Source organism: Stenotrophomonas genospecies 3 (genome assembly GCF_054473855.1).
In genome coordinates, this window is sequence record NZ_JBTMUR010000003.1 from 61,405 (window position 1) to 78,524 (window position 17,120).

The window sequence follows — 17,120 nt, forward strand, 5'->3', positions numbered from 1 at the left end:
TGGAACACAGACCGTGGAGCTTGCACGATCCGGCCGCGTACGGCCAGCGTGAAGGCGCAGTCAGCTTTTTGCTGCTGGGGCTTCAGTCAGCCGCAGCGGCGGCGCGCAACGATGCGGCTCGCTCGGCACCCAGATAGCGGGTGATGGCACGCCGCATCAGGTACAGCAACGGAATCAGGGCGATCGCAAAGCCCATCTTGTAGATGTAGTTGACGCTGCTGACGGCCAGGAACAGCGAGGTCGGCCAGTGCTGCGGTCCGAGCACGAAGGCGATCCAGATCACCACGAAGCTGTCCACCACCTGCGAGATCGCGGTGGACCCGGTCGCACGCAGCCACACGTGGCGCTCGCCGGTGGCCTGGCGGATGCGATGGAACACCGCCACGTCGATCAGCTGGCCGAGCAGGAAGGCCACCAGCGAGCCGGCGATGGTCCACATGCCCTGGCCGAACACCGCTGCGAATGCCGCCTGGTAGTCGGGCACGCCGTGGCCATCCATCGACGTGACCCACCAGCTGGCCGGCGCCAGCGAAATGGCCGCGAAGGCGAACAGGAAGCCGTAGCCGATCAGCACCACCGCCAGCCACGAGATGAAGCGCACGCCGCGCTTGCCGAAGAACTCGTTGATGGTGTCGGTCATGATGAACACGACCGGCCACAACAGGGTGCCGGCGGTGAAGCTGAGCGAGCCGGTCTGGCCGAACAGGTTCCAGTTCAGCGGAGCGATGCCCAGGGTGTCTTCCAGCGCGAAGATCTTCACCCCGATCAGCTCGGCCAGCACCGCATTGCCGCAGAAGAACGCGGCCAGCACGATGAACAGCAGGACCGCGCGGTCCTGCAGCGGGCGCTCGATCGGCGCCGGGGTCATTCGGTGCGTTCGCCGGTGCGATCGCCGGCACGGGTGAACGGCACGCTGGACGGCGCCACGGCACCGCCGGAAATGATGAAGCTCATGGCCTGGTCGACGGTCCAGTCGGTCGGCGTCAGCAGTTCCACCGGCACGATTTCCAGATAGCCCGAGGTCGGGTTCGGCGTGGTTGGCACATACACCGCGGCCAGCTCACGGTCGGTGCCGTGTTCCTTGATCACACGGGTGACCAGGCCGACCGACTTCATGTCGCGGTGCGGGAAGTCGATCAGCACCACGCGCTGGGTGCTGCCCGGCTCGGTCTGCAGCATGTCCAGCAGCTTCTTGGCGCTGTCGTAGATGATGCTGGCCAGCGGAATGCGCTTGATGACCGCGCCCACCCAGCGCAGCAGGCGCTGGCCGAGCACGCGGCGGCTGGCCACGCCCACCGCCAGGATCACCAGCAGGGTGGCCAGCAGGGCGATGGTGTCCTGGATCCATTCGGCGCGGACCCAGCCGAGGTAGTGCGGGAAGCTTGTCGCGATCTGCTCGGACAGCGGTACCACCAAGGGGCTGGAAATGCCCGACAGCAGCACGAACACGAACTTGACCACGACCCAGGTCAGCCAGATCGGCAGCAGGGTGAGCAGGCCGGTCAGGAACAGGCGCTGCAGGGAGGGGCGGGGGACCAGGGCGGGGGCTTCTAGCGACATGCGCGCATTGTAGCGGCCACTGCCTGTCGATTACGCTGGGGAATCGACTGCGGCGACGGCACATGGAAGGGAAGCTGTGTTGAAGATTCTGCGCGGACTGGGCTGGACCCTGGCAGGCCTGCTGGTGCTGGCCATCGTGGTGTGGTGCGCCTCGCGCATGTGGCCGGTGCCCGAATCGCGGCTGCAGGCGCAGCAGCGACTGGAAGCACGCCTGCCGGCGACCGGCCACAATGGTTATGCGCTGCTGTGGACGTTGCCGTTCGACGATCTGGATGCCCGCCAGCGCGAGCAGGCGTTGGCCGAGGACGTGCGTCGTTGGGAGGCCGATCTGCGGGGCAGCAGCGGCGGCCAGACACACCTGGTGGCCAACCATGCCGAGCTGCGCTCGCGGCCCGGTGCCAGTTGCGGGCCGGCCGCCAGCGGCTGCCTCGCCCAGGTCCGCGCGGACCCGCAACGCTTCGTGGAGGCCCACGCCGGCCACCAGCAGTTGCATGCGCGGCTGGATCAGCTGGCCGAAGCGGACTACTTCATGTCGCCGTTCCCGCCGAAGGGCGAGGGCATTCTGGTTCCATTGCCGACCTATGGCGTGGTGATGGACGCCACCAGTGCACGCGCGCTGGCGTACGTGCAGGGCGATATCGACGGTGCCCTGCGAGGTGCCTGCCGTGGCTTGCAACTGGGCCGGCGGCAGTTGCCCGGCAGCAGCTATCTGGTCGAGAGCATCATCGGTGCCAGCCTGGTGCAGGCCAATGCCCAGCTGCTGGCCGACATGCTGGTCGAACTGCCGGCCGACCACCCCTTGCCGGCGGAGTGCGAACAGGCCATGCAGCCGCTGCGGGCCGAGGAACAGAGCCTGTGCCGTGCCATGCAGGGTGAGTACGCGATGAGCCGGGCGGCGATCGAGACATCGGCGCGGGAGTTCGGCGGCGTGCTGGTGCTGGATCGCAGCAGCACCCTGGCCCGCGCGGCCGGCAATCTTGGCTGGGCCTGTGGCGCGGCAGCCACATCGGCGCTGGAAGCGGATCGCCCGTTGCCAGTGCCGGCGCCACCGCAGCATGACTTCGGCTGCCTGTCGAACGTCATGGGCTGCGTGCTGACCGATATCGCCGCGCCGATCTATCCTGCCTATTCGTCACGGCCACAGGATGCCGCGGCGATGGTGCGGCTGCTGGGGGCGCAGCGTTGGCTGCGGCAGCAGACGGATGATCCGGTGGACGCACTGCAGCGGCTGCCGGTGCAGTTCCGCTCGCCGGTGCGGGCGCCGCAGCTGTCGGCCGACGGCCGCCACCTGCAGGTGCCGCGTCGCTCTCCAGCGCGCAGCGCTGAAGAGAACCCGTGGCTGTCGGTGCCGTTGCAGAAGGAATCGGCTTCGACTGCTGCGGGACGCGACTGAAGCGCGCTCAGCGTGCGTGTGGCTTCAACCGCAGGTAGACCTGCTTGCGCACCTGGGCGACCACCTCGCCGCTTTCATCGACGACATCATTGCTGAACCATCTCAGCACTTTGTCACCAGCGGCGGCTTCGGCGCGCAGTTCGTCCAGCAGTGCGTCATCGATGCGGAACGACGTACGCACGGTGCCTCTGCCGGGCTTGAGGAAATCGATGGCACCGGCACGGTCCCACACGTAGTAGTCGCGGCCGAGGATGTGCAGCAGGCCAAGCATCCAGAACGGATCGGTCATCGCGAACAGGCTGCCGCCGAAATGCGTGCCGACGTAGTTGCGGTTCCAGGGCCGCATGCGCAGTTCGACGTCGATCTGCCGGTAGTCCGGCGAGACCCGGGTGACGTGGATGCCGGTGAACAGGAACGGCGGCCAGAGATTGATACCGAAGCGGAACAGGCGGGCGTTCATGCGGGTCCGGGGGCGCAGGGCGAGGCGCCCAGTCTAACCATTCGCATGCGTATGTTGCACCCCGGGCGAGCGTCCGCACAATTCGGGCGTGGTCCGGCGAATTGTAGAGTCGAGCTTGCTCGACTGCTTTCAGGGGCAGCAGCGAATACGCTCGACGCCATCCGATAGCTATCTCAGGGTTTTCCCGATGGGTATGGCTCGGTCCCCGGTCCATGCTGTTTACATGCCCAGCCCTGCCTTGTTGCGCGGTCGATTTTCCGCAATCGGATGCTTCTACGTAGTCACCACTGTCACTGCGGGTCGTCGACGCATCTTTGCAGATACGCGACACGCGGCGACCCTGATGGACGGCCTTCGTGACAGTGACCGCCGTGGACTCACGCGATCATTTGCCTGGGTGGCAATGCCCGATCATCTGCACTGGGTCATGCAGCTGCGTCAAGGAACCCTGGGACGATGCATGCAGTCACTGAAGTCCAGAGTGGCCATTGCAGTCAATGCGCACTCCGATGAAGAACTGCCGGTGTGGCAGCGGGGCTACTACGATCATCTGATCCGGAATGAGGAGGATGTTCGGCAACAGTCACTGTATGTACTGGCCAACCCCGTGCGCGCGGGCCTGACATCGCGGCTGGGAGACTATCCGCTTGCGTGGTGTCGCTGGCCGCTGGAATGAGGCGGAGGCAGTCGAGCAAGCTCGACTCTACAGGTGGTGTGCATGTCCTGCTTCATGCGCCGTCGATGACATACCCGTCACGGCCATTGGCCTTGGCCTGGTACAACGCGGTGTCGGCGCCTTCGACGAAATGGTGTGGTTGCAGCGTGCCGTCGGGTACGCGGGTGAACACGCCGATGGTGAGGGTGACGCCTGCTTCGCTGCCGTCACCGGGCGCCGGCAGTGCACGCACGCAGGCGATCAGGTCCTCGATGACCTGGCGCGCGCCCTCGGCCGGGGTATCGGGCAGCACCAGTGCGAACTCGTCGCCACCGTAGCGCGCGGCCATGTCGCGTGGGCGTCGCGCATGCGCACCGATCAGGCGTGCAACATCGCGCAGCACGCGGTCGCCGACCTGATGGCCGTGGCGGTCGTTGTGGCGCTTGAAATGGTCGACGTCGATCAGCGCCAGGCTCAACGGCTTGCCACTGCGCCGGGCGGCATCGCATTCCTGCTGCAGCGACTGCTCGAAGCGCAGGCGGTTGCCAAGACCGGTCAGCGCGTCGCGGTTGGCCTGGCGGTGCCAGGCCGAGATCCGCCAGATCGCCCAGGCCAGCAACACCAGCAGAACGCCCAGCATGGCGGTAGCCGGCGCCCACCACAGGTCGCTTGCGCGCAGCAGCACCCAGCTCAGCAACGGCGCCGCCGGCAGTGATGCCAGCGCGGCCAGCCACGGCAGGCGCAGGCCGAGCAGGAGCACGCACAGCGCAACCACCACACCACTGATGGCGTGCTGCCAGAGGCGCGGCAGCAGGTCGATCTGCTTGTGCTGCAGCAGCATCGAAGCGATGTTGGCCTGGTACTCGCTGCCGCTCATCCAGAACTCGCGGGTGGTCGGGGTCAGCAGCCGCGGTGCGATGCCGCTGGCGGTCATGCCCACCACGATGCGGCGGCCGTGCAGCATCGCCATGTCCACGTGACCATCCAGCACATCGGCATAGGACACCTGCGGCAGGCGTTCGGGCGGTCCGGCATAACGCACCCGCACGTAGTCGTTGCGCCGCCATTGATAGGGCGAACCGATCTCCGGGTCGGGGTCGGGCAGGCCGTGCACCGCGCCCGCGGGCAGGTCGGCCAGCGCCAGGCCCAGTGCTGGCCAGTGGGCCTGGCCGATGCCGGCACGCAGGTACACGCCGCGCGCGACACCATCGCCATCCACTTCCACATCGGTGTGGCCGATCGCTGCGGCACTGGCCGCGATCTGCGGAATCGGCAGCATTTCCTCGGCCATGCGGTCGCCGGCGGCCGGTGCCGCGAGTACCGGCAGCACCACCCGGCCGTTCCGGCGTATCGCGGCGGCCAGTTCATCGTCCTGGTGGCTGTCGCGACGATCAGGTTCGGACAGCATCAGGTCCAGTGCGACGCGCTCGGCACCGGCATCGGTCAGCCGGTCGAGCAGGCGGGCATGGATCGAGCGGGGCCAGGGCCATTGGCCGATGCGCTGCAGGCTGCCCTCGTCGATGGCCACAATCAGCACGCTGGGGTCGGGGCGGTAGTCCCAGTTGCCGACCATGGCGTCGTAGGCCGCTTCGTCCTGTCGCCACAGCCACTGGCCCTGGCTGGCGATCACCGTCAGCACCCCGGCCAGCAGTGCCAGCAGGATCCGCTTCGGCCACGGCAGCGGCGAGCGCCTCATAACAACAGCAACAGCAGCAGGGCGCCACCACCGGCGCCGTAGCACAGGCGGCAGGGCAGCTTGATCTGCTGGGCCGGTGAGTACTCACCCGCATGACCATCGTCGTCGATGTACTGCACACGCACATGCAGGGTGCCGCTCCACGGCCGCTTGAAGCTGACCTGCGGCTCGCTCACGGTCTGGTCGACCAGGGGCGCCCTGAAGTCGCCACGACGGTCCACCTGCACCCGGTACTGCTGGCCTTCGCTGCCGGCCTGCCAGCGCAGGGTCAGTTCGCCATGCGCGGCTTCCGGCGGCTGCAGCGCCGGATCAACCGGTTCATTGCTCAGCTGCAGCGGCAGCGCCTGGCCGTAGCGGCCCTGGTGGCCGTTGCCATCGCGCGAGGCCACGCGCCAGAAGTACTGGCCCGGCGGCAGTGGCTGCGCCAGGCGCAGGTCGGTGCCTGGGGTGCTCTGTTCCTGCAGTGGCTGCACGAAGCTCGGCTCGGCGGCGATCTGCAGCACGCTGCTGCGCGCGCCGGGCGCCTGGCTCCAACGGAAGCGCGGGCGGTCGCTGTTGACGGTCTGCCCATGCAGGGGGGCCACGGTGAGCGGCGGCGGGGGCTGGTCGCTGAGTTCGAAATCGGCGCTGGCGTCGAGGCCTTCCACGCCCTGCGCATCCACCGCGCGCAACAGGATGCGCAACTGGCCGGGGGGCAGGTCACCGATCGCCAGCCGGGTGTCGGCAGTGGTGGCGGCAAACAGCAGGATTTCCGGCGTCGCTGCCTGTACCACTTCCACGCGGTAGCGCGCGGCGCCGTCGACGGGGTCCCAGGCAAGCAGGGTCGGCAGGGGCGCCAGGCGCACCTCGTCGCTACGCAGCTGCGGCGCTGGAAGAAGGGCGGAGACAGCGTCCGGTGCGGCATCGGCGCTGCTGCTGCGGCTGGCCTGTCCAGGCTGGACCAGGCGCTTGCCGTGGGTGTTGCCGACCTGCACCTTGCCCTGTAGTACTTCGGTGGCAGCCACCTGGCCGGTGTCACCGGCGCTGACCCGGAAGACGGTGCCGCGCACGCTGCTGGTCGCCGTAGGTGCATCGATGATGTAGCGCGAGGCCGGGCCACGGGCAGGTGTCACCCGATTGCTGGCGCGGCCCTGCTGCAGGCGCAGGCGGGTATCGACCATGCCGGTGTGGCCGTAGCGGCTGAGCTGGTCCAGGCGCAGCCGGGAGTACTCGCGCAGCTGCAGGCGCGAGGCGTCAGCGAATTCAAGCGTGACGCTGGAGTCGCCTTCGGTCTGCACGGTGTCACCGATGCGAAGTTGTTCCCCGGCGAGTATCGCGCGCGAGGCGCTGCCATCGGCACCTGACAGTTCGACCTTGCCGCGCACCGACAGCACGCGGGCAGGTGCCGGTTCGATGCGCAGCCAGCTGATCGGGAAGCGCAGCAGCTGCCCCGGCGGCAGCTGGTAGGGGTTGTCGATGCGGTTGTGCTGTTGCAGCTGCTGCCAGCGCACCGAGGGCTTGAGGTACAGGCCTCCCAGATCCCACAGGGTATCGCCGGGACGGACCCGGTAGTTCCAGTCCTGGGCGGCGGCCATGGCCGGCAGGAAGAGAAGAGCGCAGAGCAGCGCGCCCTGGAAGCGCATGGCGAACGACAGCGAGCGGACGAAGGTCACAGTTTGCAATCCCGGCAATGCGGGGGCGCAGCTGCAAGACCCCATGGCCCCGACCTCATCCCCCCGAACGGATCGTGGCGACCGTACGGCCGCCATCCCGCGCATTATTGCCCGCGTTCAGTGCAGGGATTCTGAACGAAGTGGGTTCCCGTTCAGAACAGCAGGGAGGCCATCCGGCGGCGGTACTGGCCGACCAGGTCCTCGTCGGAGATCACATTGAAGGCGTCGATCAGGGCCTTGCGCGGCAGTCCGTCCTCGAACGTGCGGTCGATCCGCAGCATTTCCAGGAACTGGGCCAGCGCGGCTTCGTCGTGGCCACCGAGCAGCAGCTGTACGCCACGCAGGTGGCGTGCCTTGAGGTCCTTGCCATCGGCGGCGATGCGCGCGTCCAGCACTTCGGCGGCCGGGGCGTCCTTCAGGGCCGAGGCGAAGGCCAGCCGGGCGCGTGCACGCACGGCACGGTCGTCGGTGGCCAGATTGGCGGGCAGGCCATCGATCAGCAGACCGGCTTCATCCACGCCACCGATCTGCAGCAGGGCCAGCGCCAGGTCGAGCTTCAGCTCGTCCTTGTCCGGCTCGGCGGCGATCTGCGCGCGCAGCACGTCCACCTGCGCCTGCGGGTCCAGCGGCGCTTCGTCTTCGGCGACGGCGTCGCCGATGTCGGCCGGCACGATGCCGTGCTGGGCCAGGAATTCACGCAGCTGGCCTTCCGGGATGGCCCCCGGGAAGCCGTCCACCAGCTGGCCGCCCTTCACCAGGAACACGGTCGGCACCGAGCGGATCTGGAAGGCGGCGGCGATCTGCTGTTCCTTGTCGACGTCGACCTTGGCCAGTTCGAAGGCGCCGTTGTACTCGGCAGCCAGCTTTTCCAGCATCGGCCCGAGGGTCTTGCACGGCCCGCACCAGGTGGCCCAGAAGTCGACCAGCACCGGCGTCTGCAGCGACTTCTGCAGGACTTCGGCCTCGAAGGTCGCAGTGGTGGCGTCGAATACGTAGGTCGTCTCGGTCATGGGGGAAAGCATCGTCTGGCGTCTGGAGACTGATTCTATGGTGACGATCGATGCCGGTCTCAACCCGGGTTGTAGTAAATGCCTGACAATGCCGCCTTCCTGTCGCCGTCCTTTCCGGAGCCTGCATGTCGTCCCTGTCCCCGTTGCTGCGCCTGTCCGGTCTGGTCGCCGCACTGCTGTTCGTGCTGGCGGTGCTCGGTTTCGGCGCCGGCCTGGAAGGCTACGCACAGGCTCGCCACCCGGTGGCGCTGCTGGGAGCACAGGGGGTGCCGCATGCGCTGGCCTTCAATCTGCTGGGTTTCGTGCTGCCGGGCCTGCTGGCGGTGGTTGTGGCCGAGTGCCTGCGCCGTGGGCTGTCGGCAACCGCCGGCTGGGCGCCGCGGGTGGGCAGCCAGATGCTGCTGCTGGCCGGGTTGGCGTTCGCCGCGATGGGGCTGCTGCCGCTGGATGTGGATGACCTGCACGGGCCGGCCAGCCAGCTGCATGCCAGCGCCTGGATGATCTGGGTGCTGGGTTTCGTTGCCGGGACCCTGTTGCTGGGCACGTCGCAGTTGCGCCAGGCGCATGGCCGCGCGCTGGGCGCAGTGGCGCTCGCCTGTGGCGTACTGGCCGCGCTGGCGGCGTTTGCCCTGCAGGGCGTGTTGGCGGCGCCGCTGGCACAACGGCTTGCGTTCGCCTGCTGGACGGCCTGGCTGGCCCTGGCCCTGCCGTTGTCGCGGCCGCGCTGAGACCGGCCTCGGGCGCTCGCGGAGCCGGCCTTCAGCGGGCGGGATTGGAGACGTTTGCCGCACTGCGGTACGCTGTACCGCTTTGCCGCCGCATCCGCGTGTTCCATGACCAGCGCTGAAACCAACGCCTACGACCCGCAGCAGGTTGAATCCGCCGCCCAGCAGTACTGGGACGCCACCCGTGCCTTCGAAGTCGACGAGACTTCGGACAAGCCGAAGTACTACTGCCTGTCGATGCTTCCGTACCCGTCCGGTGCGCTGCACATGGGCCACGTGCGCAATTACACGATCGGCGACGTGATCAGCCGCTACAAGCGCATGACCGGCCACAACGTGCTGCAGCCGATGGGCTGGGACGCGTTCGGCCTGCCGGCGGAAAACGCCGCGATCAAGAACAAGACCGCACCGGCGGCCTGGACCTACAAGAACATCGAGCACATGCGTGGCCAGTTCAAGGCCATGGGCTATGCCGTTGACTGGTCGCGCGAGTTCGCCACCTGCCGCCCGGACTACTACGTCCACGAGCAGCGCATGTTCACCCGCCTGATGCGCAAGGGCCTGGCCTACCGCCGCAATGCGGTGGTGAACTGGGACCCGGTCGACCAGACCGTGCTGGCCAACGAGCAGGTGATTGACGGCCGCGGCTGGCGCTCCGGCGCCCTGGTCGAGAAGCGCGAGATCCCGCAGTGGTTCCTGCGCATCACCGATTACGCCCAGGAACTGCTGGACGGCCTGGACGAGCTGGACGGCTGGCCGGATTCGGTCAAGACCATGCAGCGCAACTGGATCGGCCGCTCCGAGGGCCTGGAAATCCAGTTCGATGTACGTGACGTTGACGGCGGAGTGCTGGATCCGCTGCGCGTGTTCACCACCCGTCCGGATACCGTGATGGGCGTGACCTTCGTGTCGATCGCCGCCGAACATCCGCTGGCGCTGCATGCGGCGAAGAACAACCCGGAACTGGCCGCGATGCTGGCCGACCTGAAGCAGGGTGGCGTGTCCGAGGCGGAACTGGAAACCCAGGAAAAGCGCGGCATGGACACCGGCCTGCGTGCGCTGCATCCGGTCACCGGCGAGCCGGTGCCGGTGTGGGTCGCCAACTTCGTGCTGATGGGCTACGGCACCGGCGCGGTGATGGCCGTGCCGGGTCATGACCAGCGCGACAACGAAGTGGCCAACAAGTACGGCCTGCCGATCAAGCAGGTGATCGCGCTGAAGGATGCGCGCACCGAAGAAGAGCGCACCTGGGATGGCAGCCGCTGGCAGGACTGGTACAGCGACAAGAGCCGTGCCTTCGAGCTGGTCAACTCGGCCGAGTTCGATGGCCTGGATTTCCAGGGTGCCTTCGAAGCCCTGGCCGAACGATTCGAGCGCAAGGCCCAGGGCCAGCGCCGCGTCAACTACCGCCTGCGCGACTGGGGCGTGAGCCGCCAGCGCTACTGGGGCTGCCCGATTCCGGTGATCTACTGCGCCAAGTGCGGTGCGGTGCCGGTGCCGGAAGAACAGCTGCCGGTGGTGCTGCCGGAGGACGTGGCATTCTCGGGTACCGGTTCGCCGATCAAGACCGATCCGGAATGGCGCAAGACCACCTGCCCGGAATGTGGCGGTGCGGCCGAGCGCGAGACCGACACCTTCGACACTTTCATGGAGTCGAGCTGGTACTACGCCCGCTACACCTCGCCGGGTGCCCGTGATGCCGTCGACAAGCGCGGCAACTACTGGCTGCCGGTGGACCAGTACATCGGTGGCATCGAGCACGCGATCCTGCACCTGATGTATTTCCGCTTCTATCACAAGCTGCTGCGCGACGCGCGGATGGTGGACAGCAACGAACCGGCGCGCAATCTGCTGTGCCAGGGCATGGTGATTGCCGAGACCTACTACCGTCCGAACCCGGATGGCTCGAAGGACTGGATCAACCCGGCCGATGTGGAAGTGCAGCGTGACGAGCGCGGCCGCATCACCGGCGCGACCCTGATCGCCGACGGCCAGCCGGTGGTGGTCGGTGGCACCGAGAAGATGTCCAAGTCGAAGAACAACGGCGTGGACCCGCAGGCGATGGTCGACAAGTACGGCGCCGACACCGTGCGCCTGTTCTCGATGTTCGCCGCGCCGCCGGAACAGTCGCTGGAGTGGAACGAAGCCGGTGTGGATGGCATGGCCCGCTTCCTGCGCCGCCTGTGGGCCCAGGTGCAGAAGCATGCTGCCGATGGCGCCGCTCCGGCGCTGGATGTTGCAGCACTGGATGCCAACCAGAAGGCACTGCGCCGCAAGACCCACGAGACCATCGGCAAGGTCGGTGACGACTATGGCCGCCGCCACAGCTTCAACACCGCCATTGCCGCGGTGATGGAACTGATGAACGCGCTGGCCAAGTTCGAGGACGGCAGTGCGCAGGGGCGCGCCGTGCGCCAGGAAGCGCTGCAGGCCATCGTGCTGCTGCTCAACCCGATCACCCCGCACGCCAGCCATGCCCTGTGGCAGGTGCTGGGCCATGGCGAGACCCTGCTGGAAGACCAGCCGTTCCCGCAGGCCGATGCCGGTGCGCTGGTGCGCGACGCGCTGACCCTGGCCGTGCAGGTCAACGGCAAGCTGCGTGGCACCATCGACGTGGCGGCCGACGCCGCGCGCGAGCAGGTCGAGGCACTGGCCCTGGCCGAGCCCAACGCGGCCAAGTTCATGGAAGGCCTGACGGTGCGCAAGATCATCATCGTGCCGGGCAAGATCGTGAACATCGTCGCCGCCTGATGTACTCCGTACCGGCCACCCGCGTGGTGGCCGGTACCATTCCGGTGCAGGGCCCGGCGTTTGATGGCCCTGCATTCACGCGGCTTCGGGCACGCTGTGTGTTGCCGTGATCGCCCGGCTCCGCCAGACTGTCTCCATGACCCGAATCCTGCTTGCCCTCGTTCTTGTCCTCGGCCTTGCCGGCTGCGGTTTCCATCTGCGCAACAAGCTGATGCTGCCGACCGACACAGCACCGGTGAAGGTGGTTTCCACTGCGCCGTACAGCGAACTGGTCAAGCTGCTCAACCGCAGCCTGCTGGCCTCCGGCGCCAGGCTGGCCGATGAGGACAGCAAGGAGCCCAGCGCCCAGCTGCAGGTACTGTCCGAGCGCTGGGGCGACCTGCCGATCGCCATCGACTCGCAGGGCCGTGCGCAGGAATACAGCCTGCGCTACGCGGTGATCTTCATCTTCCGTCGCGAAGACGGCAGCGAACTGGTGCCGCAGCAGGTGATCGAGCTGTCGCGCGACTACGTGTCGCCGCCGACCGACGCCACCGGTACCACCACCGAACGTGAAATCCTAGCCAATGAACTGCGCCGGGAAATGTCCGCCTCGATCATCCGCCGCATCGACAGCGTGGTGCGTGCCGAGATCGAGAAGGGCGGCAGCCTGTCGGCGCCGAAGGACAAGCCGATCGAAGGCGCGGTACCGGCCGAGCCGGTCCCCGCAGCCAAGCACTGAGCCGCGCGCATGGAACTGCGTCCGGAGCAGCTGGCCAGCCAGGGCGCTGATACCGCGCTGGCGCCGGTCTACCTGATTGCCGGCCCGGAAACCCTGCGCGTGCTGGAGGCGGCCGACGCCATCCGCGCACGTGCGCGCGCCTCGGGCATTGGCGAACGTGAAGTGTTCGACGCCGATGGGCGTGATTTCGACTGGAACCAGCTCGACGCCAGTTTCAATGCCCCCAGCCTGTTCAGCGCCCGTCGCCTGGTCGAGGTGCGCCTGCCCAGCGGCAAGCCGGGCAAGGACGGTGCCGAGGTGATCAGCCAGTTCTGCGCCAATCCGGCGCCGGACGTGGTGTTGATGATCACCGCCAACGAATGGAGCAAGGCGCACCAGGGCAAGTGGGCCGAAGCGGTCAACCGCATCGGCGTGCTGTCGGTGGCGTGGGCGATCAAGCCGCATGAACTGCCGGACTGGATCGAGCGCCGCCTGCGTGGCAAGGGCCTGCGCGCGGACCCGGCCGCCGTGCAGCGCCTGGCCGAGCGGGTGGAAGGCAACCTGCTGGCTGCCGCCCAGGAAATCGACAAGCTGGCGCTGTTGGCCGATGGCCAGCCGCTGGATGTGGAGCGCATGGAGTCGCTGGTGGCCGACGCCGCCCGCTATGACGTGTTCCGGCTGGTGGAGGCGACATTCTCCGGGCAACCGCCGGCGGTGCTGCGCATGCTGGCCGGCCTGCGAGGCGAGGGTGAGGCGGTGGCTGCGTTGATGCCGATGGTGATCCGCGAGCTGCTGGCCGGTGCTGGCCTGGCCCGGGTGCAGGCCCGGGGTGGCAACCTGGCCGCCGAAATGAAATCGCGCGGCATCTGGGAATCGCGGCAGGCGCCGTACAAGCGCGCGCTGCAGCGGCATCCGGAAAGCAAGCGCTGGGAGCGCTTCGTGGCTGAAGCGGGACTGGTCGACCGTATCGCCAAGGGGCGCGCCGACGGCGATGCCTGGCTGGCGCTGGAGCGCCTGCTGGTGGCTGTGGCCGAACCGCGTGCCGTGCGCCTGCTGGCGCGGGCCTGAGCAATGAGCCTGCGGATCTACTACGGGGGCACCTTTGATCCGGTGCACCTCGGGCACCTGGCGATCGCGCGGGCTGCCCGTGACGAACTGCAGGTTGCCGTGCGCATGCTGCCGGCGGCCGATCCGCCGCACCGTGCCGTGCCCGGCGCCACGGCCGAGCAGCGCTGCACCATGCTGTCGCTGGCCATCGGCGACGAACCGGGCCTGCTGCTGGACCGGCGCGAGCTGGATCGCGCGGCACGTTTCCCCGGTCGGCCGTCCTACACCGTGGACACCCTGCGCGAGCTGCGCGGCGAGCTGGGGCCGAGCCGGCCGCTGGCCTGGCTGGTCGGCGCCGACAGCCTGCTTGGCCTGTCCCGCTGGCACGAATGGGAGGCGTTGTTCGGGCTGGCTCATTTCGTGGTGGCGGAGCGCCCGGGTAGTCCGTTGCAGGCCGCGGTGGATGGCGAGCTGGGCCGGGCGCTGGAAGGGCGTTGGGCCGACACCGAGCAGGCCCTGTTCGCCAGCCCGGCCGGGCGCATCCTGCGCCTGCACCACCCGCTGCGCGAGGAATCGGCCAGCGCGGTGCGCTCGCAGATCGCCGCCGGCGGCCCCTGGCGCGCCCTGCTGCCACCCGGCGTGGCGGACTATGTGGCTGCACACGGGCTGTACCGCCCGGCCAGGCCGTGAATGGCGCAGCGGCGCCATCCCCGTATAATCGCCCCCACGTTTATCGAGTCGATCCACTTTGAGCAACCAGACCCAGCCCCAGACCATCAAGGTCGATCTGCCCAGCCCGCCGCCGTCCGTGCCGGAACTGCTGGCCAGCGTCCGCCAAGCCACCGAAGACCTGAAGGCCAAGGACCTGGTCGAGATCGACGTGCGCGGCCGGTCCAGCGTTGCCGACTACATGATCGTCGTTTCGGGCACCTCGACCCGCCACGTCAAGTCGATTGCCGACGAAGTCGTGCGCTTCGCCAAGAACATCGACGTGATGCCGCTGGGCGTGGAAGGCGAGCGCGAAGCCGAGTGGGTGCTGGTCGATCTGGGCGACGTGATCGTCCATGTGATGCTGCCGCGCGTGCGTGAGTTCTACGCCCTCGAGCGCCTGTGGACCGTCGGCGACCAGCCGCCGTCCAGCGACGACGAAGTGGCCTGAGCCACACGTTGATGCATCCCTTCGACGGCGCCGATGGCGCCGTCGACGTTTTGGAGGACCGTTGATGAAAGCCCGCCTGATCGCCACCGGTGAACGCGCCCCCAGCTGGGTGGCGCAGGGCTTCGCCGAGTACCAGAAGCGGCTGTCGCACTGGCTGCCGTTCGAGCTGGTGGAAATCGAGCCCGGCCTGCGCGGCAAGGGGCGTGATCCGCGCCGCGCCACTGAAGACGAAGGCAAGCGGGTGATCGCTGCGCTGCCGAAGAATGCCTATGTGGTGGCGCTGGACGTGCCGGGCCGCCAGCTCAGTTCCGAACAGCTGGCGCAGCGCCTGGAACACTGGCGCGGGCAGGGAAGGGACCTGGCGTTCCTGATCGGTGGCCCGGAAGGGCATTCGCCGGAGGTGTCCGCGCTGGCCGATGAGAAGTGGTCGATCGGCCCGCTGACGCTGCCGCATATGCTGGTGCGCCTGGTGGTGGCCGAGCAGCTGTATCGGGCTGCCGCAATGATTGCCAATCACCCCTACCATCGCGCGTGAAGAGTGGTTATACTAGTCGTCTGCCCGAATAGCTCAGCCGGTTAGAGCACTTGACTGTTAATCAGGGGGTCGTTGGTTCGAGTCCAACTTCGGGCGCCACCTTGTTGAAAAACCTGCATCGCGAGATGCAGGTTTTTTTTTGCGTCTTTGTAGCGTCGAGGTTGCGCGACTGCTGTTGTGGAGCCGAGCCATGCTCGGCTGCTGCGGATGAACCAGCCGAGCGTGGGCTCGGGTCTACAGCGCGAGATTGCCTCGCCAGAACGCCACCAGCGTGGCGATCGCCACGATCAGGATCGCAGCGAACAGCACCCCCTCCCAACGCGCGAATACCTGTTCGCCGCGTTGGCGCCTGGTCAGCGCGAACAGCACCACACCGGGCACGTACAGCAGCACCGACAGCAGCAGGTTGTCCAGGCCGCCGGCATACACCAGCCACAGCGCATAGGCGCTGGCCAGCAGTGCGACCACGAAATCGCGCCAGCGTACGCCTGGTTCACCGGCATAGGCCTGCCCACGCCAGGCCAGCTGCACACCGAACGCGGTGGACAGGAAGTAGGGCACCAGGCTCATCGACGCGGCCAGCAGCACCAGCCCGGTATAGCTGCCGGAATTGACCAGCACCAGCAGCAGGAACAACTGGATCAGCCCGTTGCTCAACCACAGTGCATTGGCCGGCACGCCGCGCGCGTTCTCACGCCCCAGGAAGGCCGGCATGGTGCCGTCACCTGCGGCGGCATAGAGCACTTCGGCGCACAGCAGCACCCAGGCCAGCAATGCACCGAGAACGGAGATGATCGAACCGATGATGATCACCGTCGCGCCCCATTCGCCGACAATGGCGCGCAGCACATAGGCCATCGACGGATTAGGCAGTCCGGCCAGTTCCGCCTGCGACAGCACGCCCATCGACAACAGGCTGACCAGCACCAGCAGCAGCCACACGCCGAGGAAGCCGATCACCGTGGCGCGACCCACGTCGGCACGGCGTGCGGCGCGCCGCGAGTAGATGCTGGCGCCCTCGATGCCAATGAACACCCACACGGTCACCAGCATCATGCCGCGCAGCTGCTGGCCGAGGTCGCCGAGTGCAGGCGCGCCGAGGAAATCGGCGCGGAACACGTCCATGCGGAACGCGCCGGCGGCCAGGACCAGGAACAGGGCGATCGGCAGCAGCTTGGCCACGGTCACCAGGCCGTTGACGATGGCTGCAGTGCGCAGGCCACGCAGCACCAACAGGTGTACGGTCCACAACAGCAATGACGATGCGGCCACGGCGGCCGGGGTATTGCCTTCGCCGAACACGGGCATGAAGTGGCCCAAGCCACTGAAGATCAGCACGAAGAAGCTGGCGTTGCCGAGCACCGAGGCGACCCAGTAGCCCCACGCAGCGGAGAAGCCGATGTAGTTGCCGAAGCCTTCGCGCGCATATGCGTAGATGCCGGTATCGAGATCAGGCCGGCGGTTGGCCAGGGCCTGGAACACGAAGGCCAGCATCAGCATGCCCGCGCCGCTCAGGGCCCAGCCGATCAGCGCCGCGGCCGGGCCGGCGCTGCGCGCCACGTTCTGCGGCAATGAAAAGATGCCGGCGCCGACCATCGAGCCGACCACCAGTGCAGTCAACGCGGGCAGGCCCAGGCGTTGCGAAGTTGCGGCCATGCAGATCCCCTGCGGCGGTGATGCCGCGTGCACACGGTAGCCATGTGCCCGTGAACATGCCTGCAAGGGGCGGAACGACGAAGGCCCGGGCAGCTGCCCGGGCCTTCGAAGTTGCTGCGTT

16 protein-coding genes and 1 tRNA gene are annotated in these 17,120 nt (G+C 67.7%); 10 read left to right on the plus strand and 7 right to left on the minus strand.

What is annotated here, in order from left to right; genetic code table 11:
* Positions 1-82: 82 nt before the first annotated feature.
* Complete coding sequence (locus tag ACX9OT_RS05145; RefSeq protein WP_049437362.1) at positions 83-868, minus strand: queuosine precursor transporter; 786 nt, start codon at positions 866-868, stop codon at positions 83-85.
* Entirely contained in the window at positions 865-1,560 is a 696-nt protein-coding gene (locus ACX9OT_RS05150) for a DUF502 domain-containing protein (protein WP_049463210.1), read from the minus strand. The genes ACX9OT_RS05145 and ACX9OT_RS05150 overlap by 4 nt, the downstream gene beginning before the upstream one ends.
* A gap of 76 nt (positions 1,561-1,636) precedes the next feature.
* Between ACX9OT_RS05150 and ACX9OT_RS05155 the strand changes: the two genes are divergently transcribed.
* Positions 1,637-2,953, plus strand: coding sequence for a hypothetical protein (locus ACX9OT_RS05155; protein ID WP_459001274.1), 1,317 nt, complete (start codon positions 1,637-1,639; stop codon positions 2,951-2,953).
* A gap of 7 nt (positions 2,954-2,960) precedes the next feature.
* Here the strand turns inward: ACX9OT_RS05155 and ACX9OT_RS05160 are convergent, their stop codons facing one another.
* On the minus strand, positions 2,961-3,413 hold the full coding sequence (locus tag ACX9OT_RS05160; RefSeq protein WP_032128978.1) for a DUF4442 domain-containing protein: 453 nt from the start codon (positions 3,411-3,413) through the stop codon (positions 2,961-2,963).
* Between the two features lie 223 nt (positions 3,414-3,636).
* On the opposite strand from ACX9OT_RS05160, the gene ACX9OT_RS05165 reads away from it, so the two are divergent.
* Positions 3,637-4,089 carry an REP-associated tyrosine transposase gene (locus ACX9OT_RS05165; protein WP_049421051.1) on the plus strand — a complete coding sequence of 151 codons (453 nt, stop codon included), beginning with the start codon at positions 3,637-3,639 and terminating at the stop codon, positions 4,087-4,089.
* 52 nt (positions 4,090-4,141) lie between these two features.
* Here ACX9OT_RS05165 and ACX9OT_RS05170 read toward each other — a convergent pair whose 3' ends face one another.
* The 3 genes from ACX9OT_RS05170 to trxA all read right to left on the minus strand — a co-directional run bounded on the left by ACX9OT_RS05170 (position 4,142) and on the right by trxA (position 8,426).
* On the minus strand, positions 4,142-5,764 hold the full coding sequence (locus ACX9OT_RS05170; RefSeq protein ID WP_459001277.1) for a CHASE2 domain-containing protein: 1,623 nt from the start codon (positions 5,762-5,764) through the stop codon (positions 4,142-4,144).
* Positions 5,761-7,461 (minus strand): FecR family protein, encoded by a 1,701-nt coding sequence (locus tag ACX9OT_RS05175; protein WP_180844941.1) that lies wholly within the window; start codon positions 7,459-7,461, stop codon positions 5,761-5,763. The genes ACX9OT_RS05170 and ACX9OT_RS05175 overlap by 4 nt, the downstream gene beginning before the upstream one ends.
* 107 nt (positions 7,462-7,568) lie before the next feature.
* The gene (trxA, locus tag ACX9OT_RS05180) at positions 7,569-8,426 is read right to left on the minus strand and encodes a thioredoxin (protein ID WP_049463215.1); all 858 of its coding nucleotides are present in this window, start codon (positions 8,424-8,426) and stop codon (positions 7,569-7,571) included.
* Positions 8,427-8,551: 125 nt separating this feature from the next.
* On the opposite strand from trxA, the gene ACX9OT_RS05185 reads away from it, so the two are divergent.
* From ACX9OT_RS05185 to ACX9OT_RS05220, 8 genes are all read left to right on the plus strand, one after another.
* A complete protein-coding gene (locus ACX9OT_RS05185) occupies positions 8,552-9,154 on the plus strand; it encodes a DUF998 domain-containing protein (protein ID WP_049421055.1) in 603 nt (200 codons plus the stop codon).
* Between the two features lie 105 nt (positions 9,155-9,259).
* Positions 9,260-11,902 carry a leucine--tRNA ligase gene (gene leuS, locus ACX9OT_RS05190; RefSeq protein ID WP_121504589.1) on the plus strand — a complete coding sequence of 881 codons (2,643 nt, stop codon included), beginning with the start codon at positions 9,260-9,262 and terminating at the stop codon, positions 11,900-11,902.
* Positions 11,903-12,038: 136 nt separating this feature from the next.
* Positions 12,039-12,623, plus strand: coding sequence for an LPS-assembly lipoprotein LptE (locus ACX9OT_RS05195; protein WP_032128984.1), 585 nt, complete (start codon positions 12,039-12,041; stop codon positions 12,621-12,623).
* 9 nt (positions 12,624-12,632) lie between these two features.
* Positions 12,633-13,670 carry a DNA polymerase III subunit delta gene (holA, locus tag ACX9OT_RS05200; RefSeq protein WP_032128985.1) on the plus strand — a complete coding sequence of 346 codons (1,038 nt, stop codon included), beginning with the start codon at positions 12,633-12,635 and terminating at the stop codon, positions 13,668-13,670.
* A gap of 3 nt (positions 13,671-13,673) precedes the next feature.
* Complete coding sequence (nadD, locus tag ACX9OT_RS05205) at positions 13,674-14,339, plus strand: nicotinate-nucleotide adenylyltransferase (protein WP_071228712.1); 666 nt, start codon at positions 13,674-13,676, stop codon at positions 14,337-14,339.
* A gap of 58 nt (positions 14,340-14,397) precedes the next feature.
* Complete coding sequence (rsfS, locus tag ACX9OT_RS05210) at positions 14,398-14,808, plus strand: ribosome silencing factor (protein ID WP_005418109.1); 411 nt, start codon at positions 14,398-14,400, stop codon at positions 14,806-14,808.
* Between the two features lie 64 nt (positions 14,809-14,872).
* Complete coding sequence (gene rlmH / locus ACX9OT_RS05215; protein WP_005418108.1) at positions 14,873-15,343, plus strand: 23S rRNA (pseudouridine(1915)-N(3))-methyltransferase RlmH; 471 nt, start codon at positions 14,873-14,875, stop codon at positions 15,341-15,343.
* Between the two features lie 22 nt (positions 15,344-15,365).
* Positions 15,366-15,442 (plus strand) — tRNA-Asn (locus ACX9OT_RS05220).
* Between the two features lie 135 nt (positions 15,443-15,577).
* On the opposite strand, the gene ACX9OT_RS05225 is transcribed toward ACX9OT_RS05220, so the two are convergent.
* The gene (locus ACX9OT_RS05225; RefSeq protein ID WP_459001283.1) at positions 15,578-16,999 is read right to left on the minus strand and encodes a basic amino acid/polyamine antiporter; all 1,422 of its coding nucleotides are present in this window, start codon (positions 16,997-16,999) and stop codon (positions 15,578-15,580) included.
* Positions 17,000-17,120: the final 121 nt, after the last annotated feature.

What these genes read in the sequence shown, in the direction of transcription:
- ACX9OT_RS05225 (WP_459001283.1), bottom strand. Translation starts at nt 16,999, where the DNA reads ATGGCCGCAACTTCGCAACGCCTGGGCCTGCCCGCGTTGACTGCACTG.
- ACX9OT_RS05150 (WP_049463210.1), bottom strand. Translation starts at nt 1,560, where the DNA reads ATGTCGCTAGAAGCCCCCGCCCTGGTCCCCCGCCCCTCCCTGCAGCGC.
- ACX9OT_RS05160 (WP_032128978.1), bottom strand. Translation starts at nt 3,413, where the DNA reads ATGAACGCCCGCCTGTTCCGCTTCGGTATCAATCTCTGGCCGCCGTTC.
- ACX9OT_RS05165 (WP_049421051.1), top strand. Translation starts at nt 3,637, where the DNA reads ATGCCCAGCCCTGCCTTGTTGCGCGGTCGATTTTCCGCAATCGGATGC.
- leuS (WP_121504589.1), top strand. Translation starts at nt 9,260, where the DNA reads ATGACCAGCGCTGAAACCAACGCCTACGACCCGCAGCAGGTTGAATCC.
- holA (WP_032128985.1), top strand. Translation starts at nt 12,633, where the DNA reads ATGGAACTGCGTCCGGAGCAGCTGGCCAGCCAGGGCGCTGATACCGCG.
- rlmH (WP_005418108.1), top strand. Translation starts at nt 14,873, where the DNA reads ATGAAAGCCCGCCTGATCGCCACCGGTGAACGCGCCCCCAGCTGGGTG.
- ACX9OT_RS05145 (WP_049437362.1), bottom strand. Translation starts at nt 868, where the DNA reads ATGACCCCGGCGCCGATCGAGCGCCCGCTGCAGGACCGCGCGGTCCTG.
- ACX9OT_RS05185 (WP_049421055.1), top strand. Translation starts at nt 8,552, where the DNA reads ATGTCGTCCCTGTCCCCGTTGCTGCGCCTGTCCGGTCTGGTCGCCGCA.
- nadD (WP_071228712.1), top strand. Translation starts at nt 13,674, where the DNA reads ATGAGCCTGCGGATCTACTACGGGGGCACCTTTGATCCGGTGCACCTC.
- ACX9OT_RS05195 (WP_032128984.1), top strand. Translation starts at nt 12,039, where the DNA reads ATGACCCGAATCCTGCTTGCCCTCGTTCTTGTCCTCGGCCTTGCCGGC.
- ACX9OT_RS05170 (WP_459001277.1), bottom strand. Translation starts at nt 5,764, where the DNA reads ATGAGGCGCTCGCCGCTGCCGTGGCCGAAGCGGATCCTGCTGGCACTG.
- trxA (WP_049463215.1), bottom strand. Translation starts at nt 8,426, where the DNA reads ATGACCGAGACGACCTACGTATTCGACGCCACCACTGCGACCTTCGAG.
- ACX9OT_RS05175 (WP_180844941.1), bottom strand. Translation starts at nt 7,461, where the DNA reads ATGGGGTCTTGCAGCTGCGCCCCCGCATTGCCGGGATTGCAAACTGTG.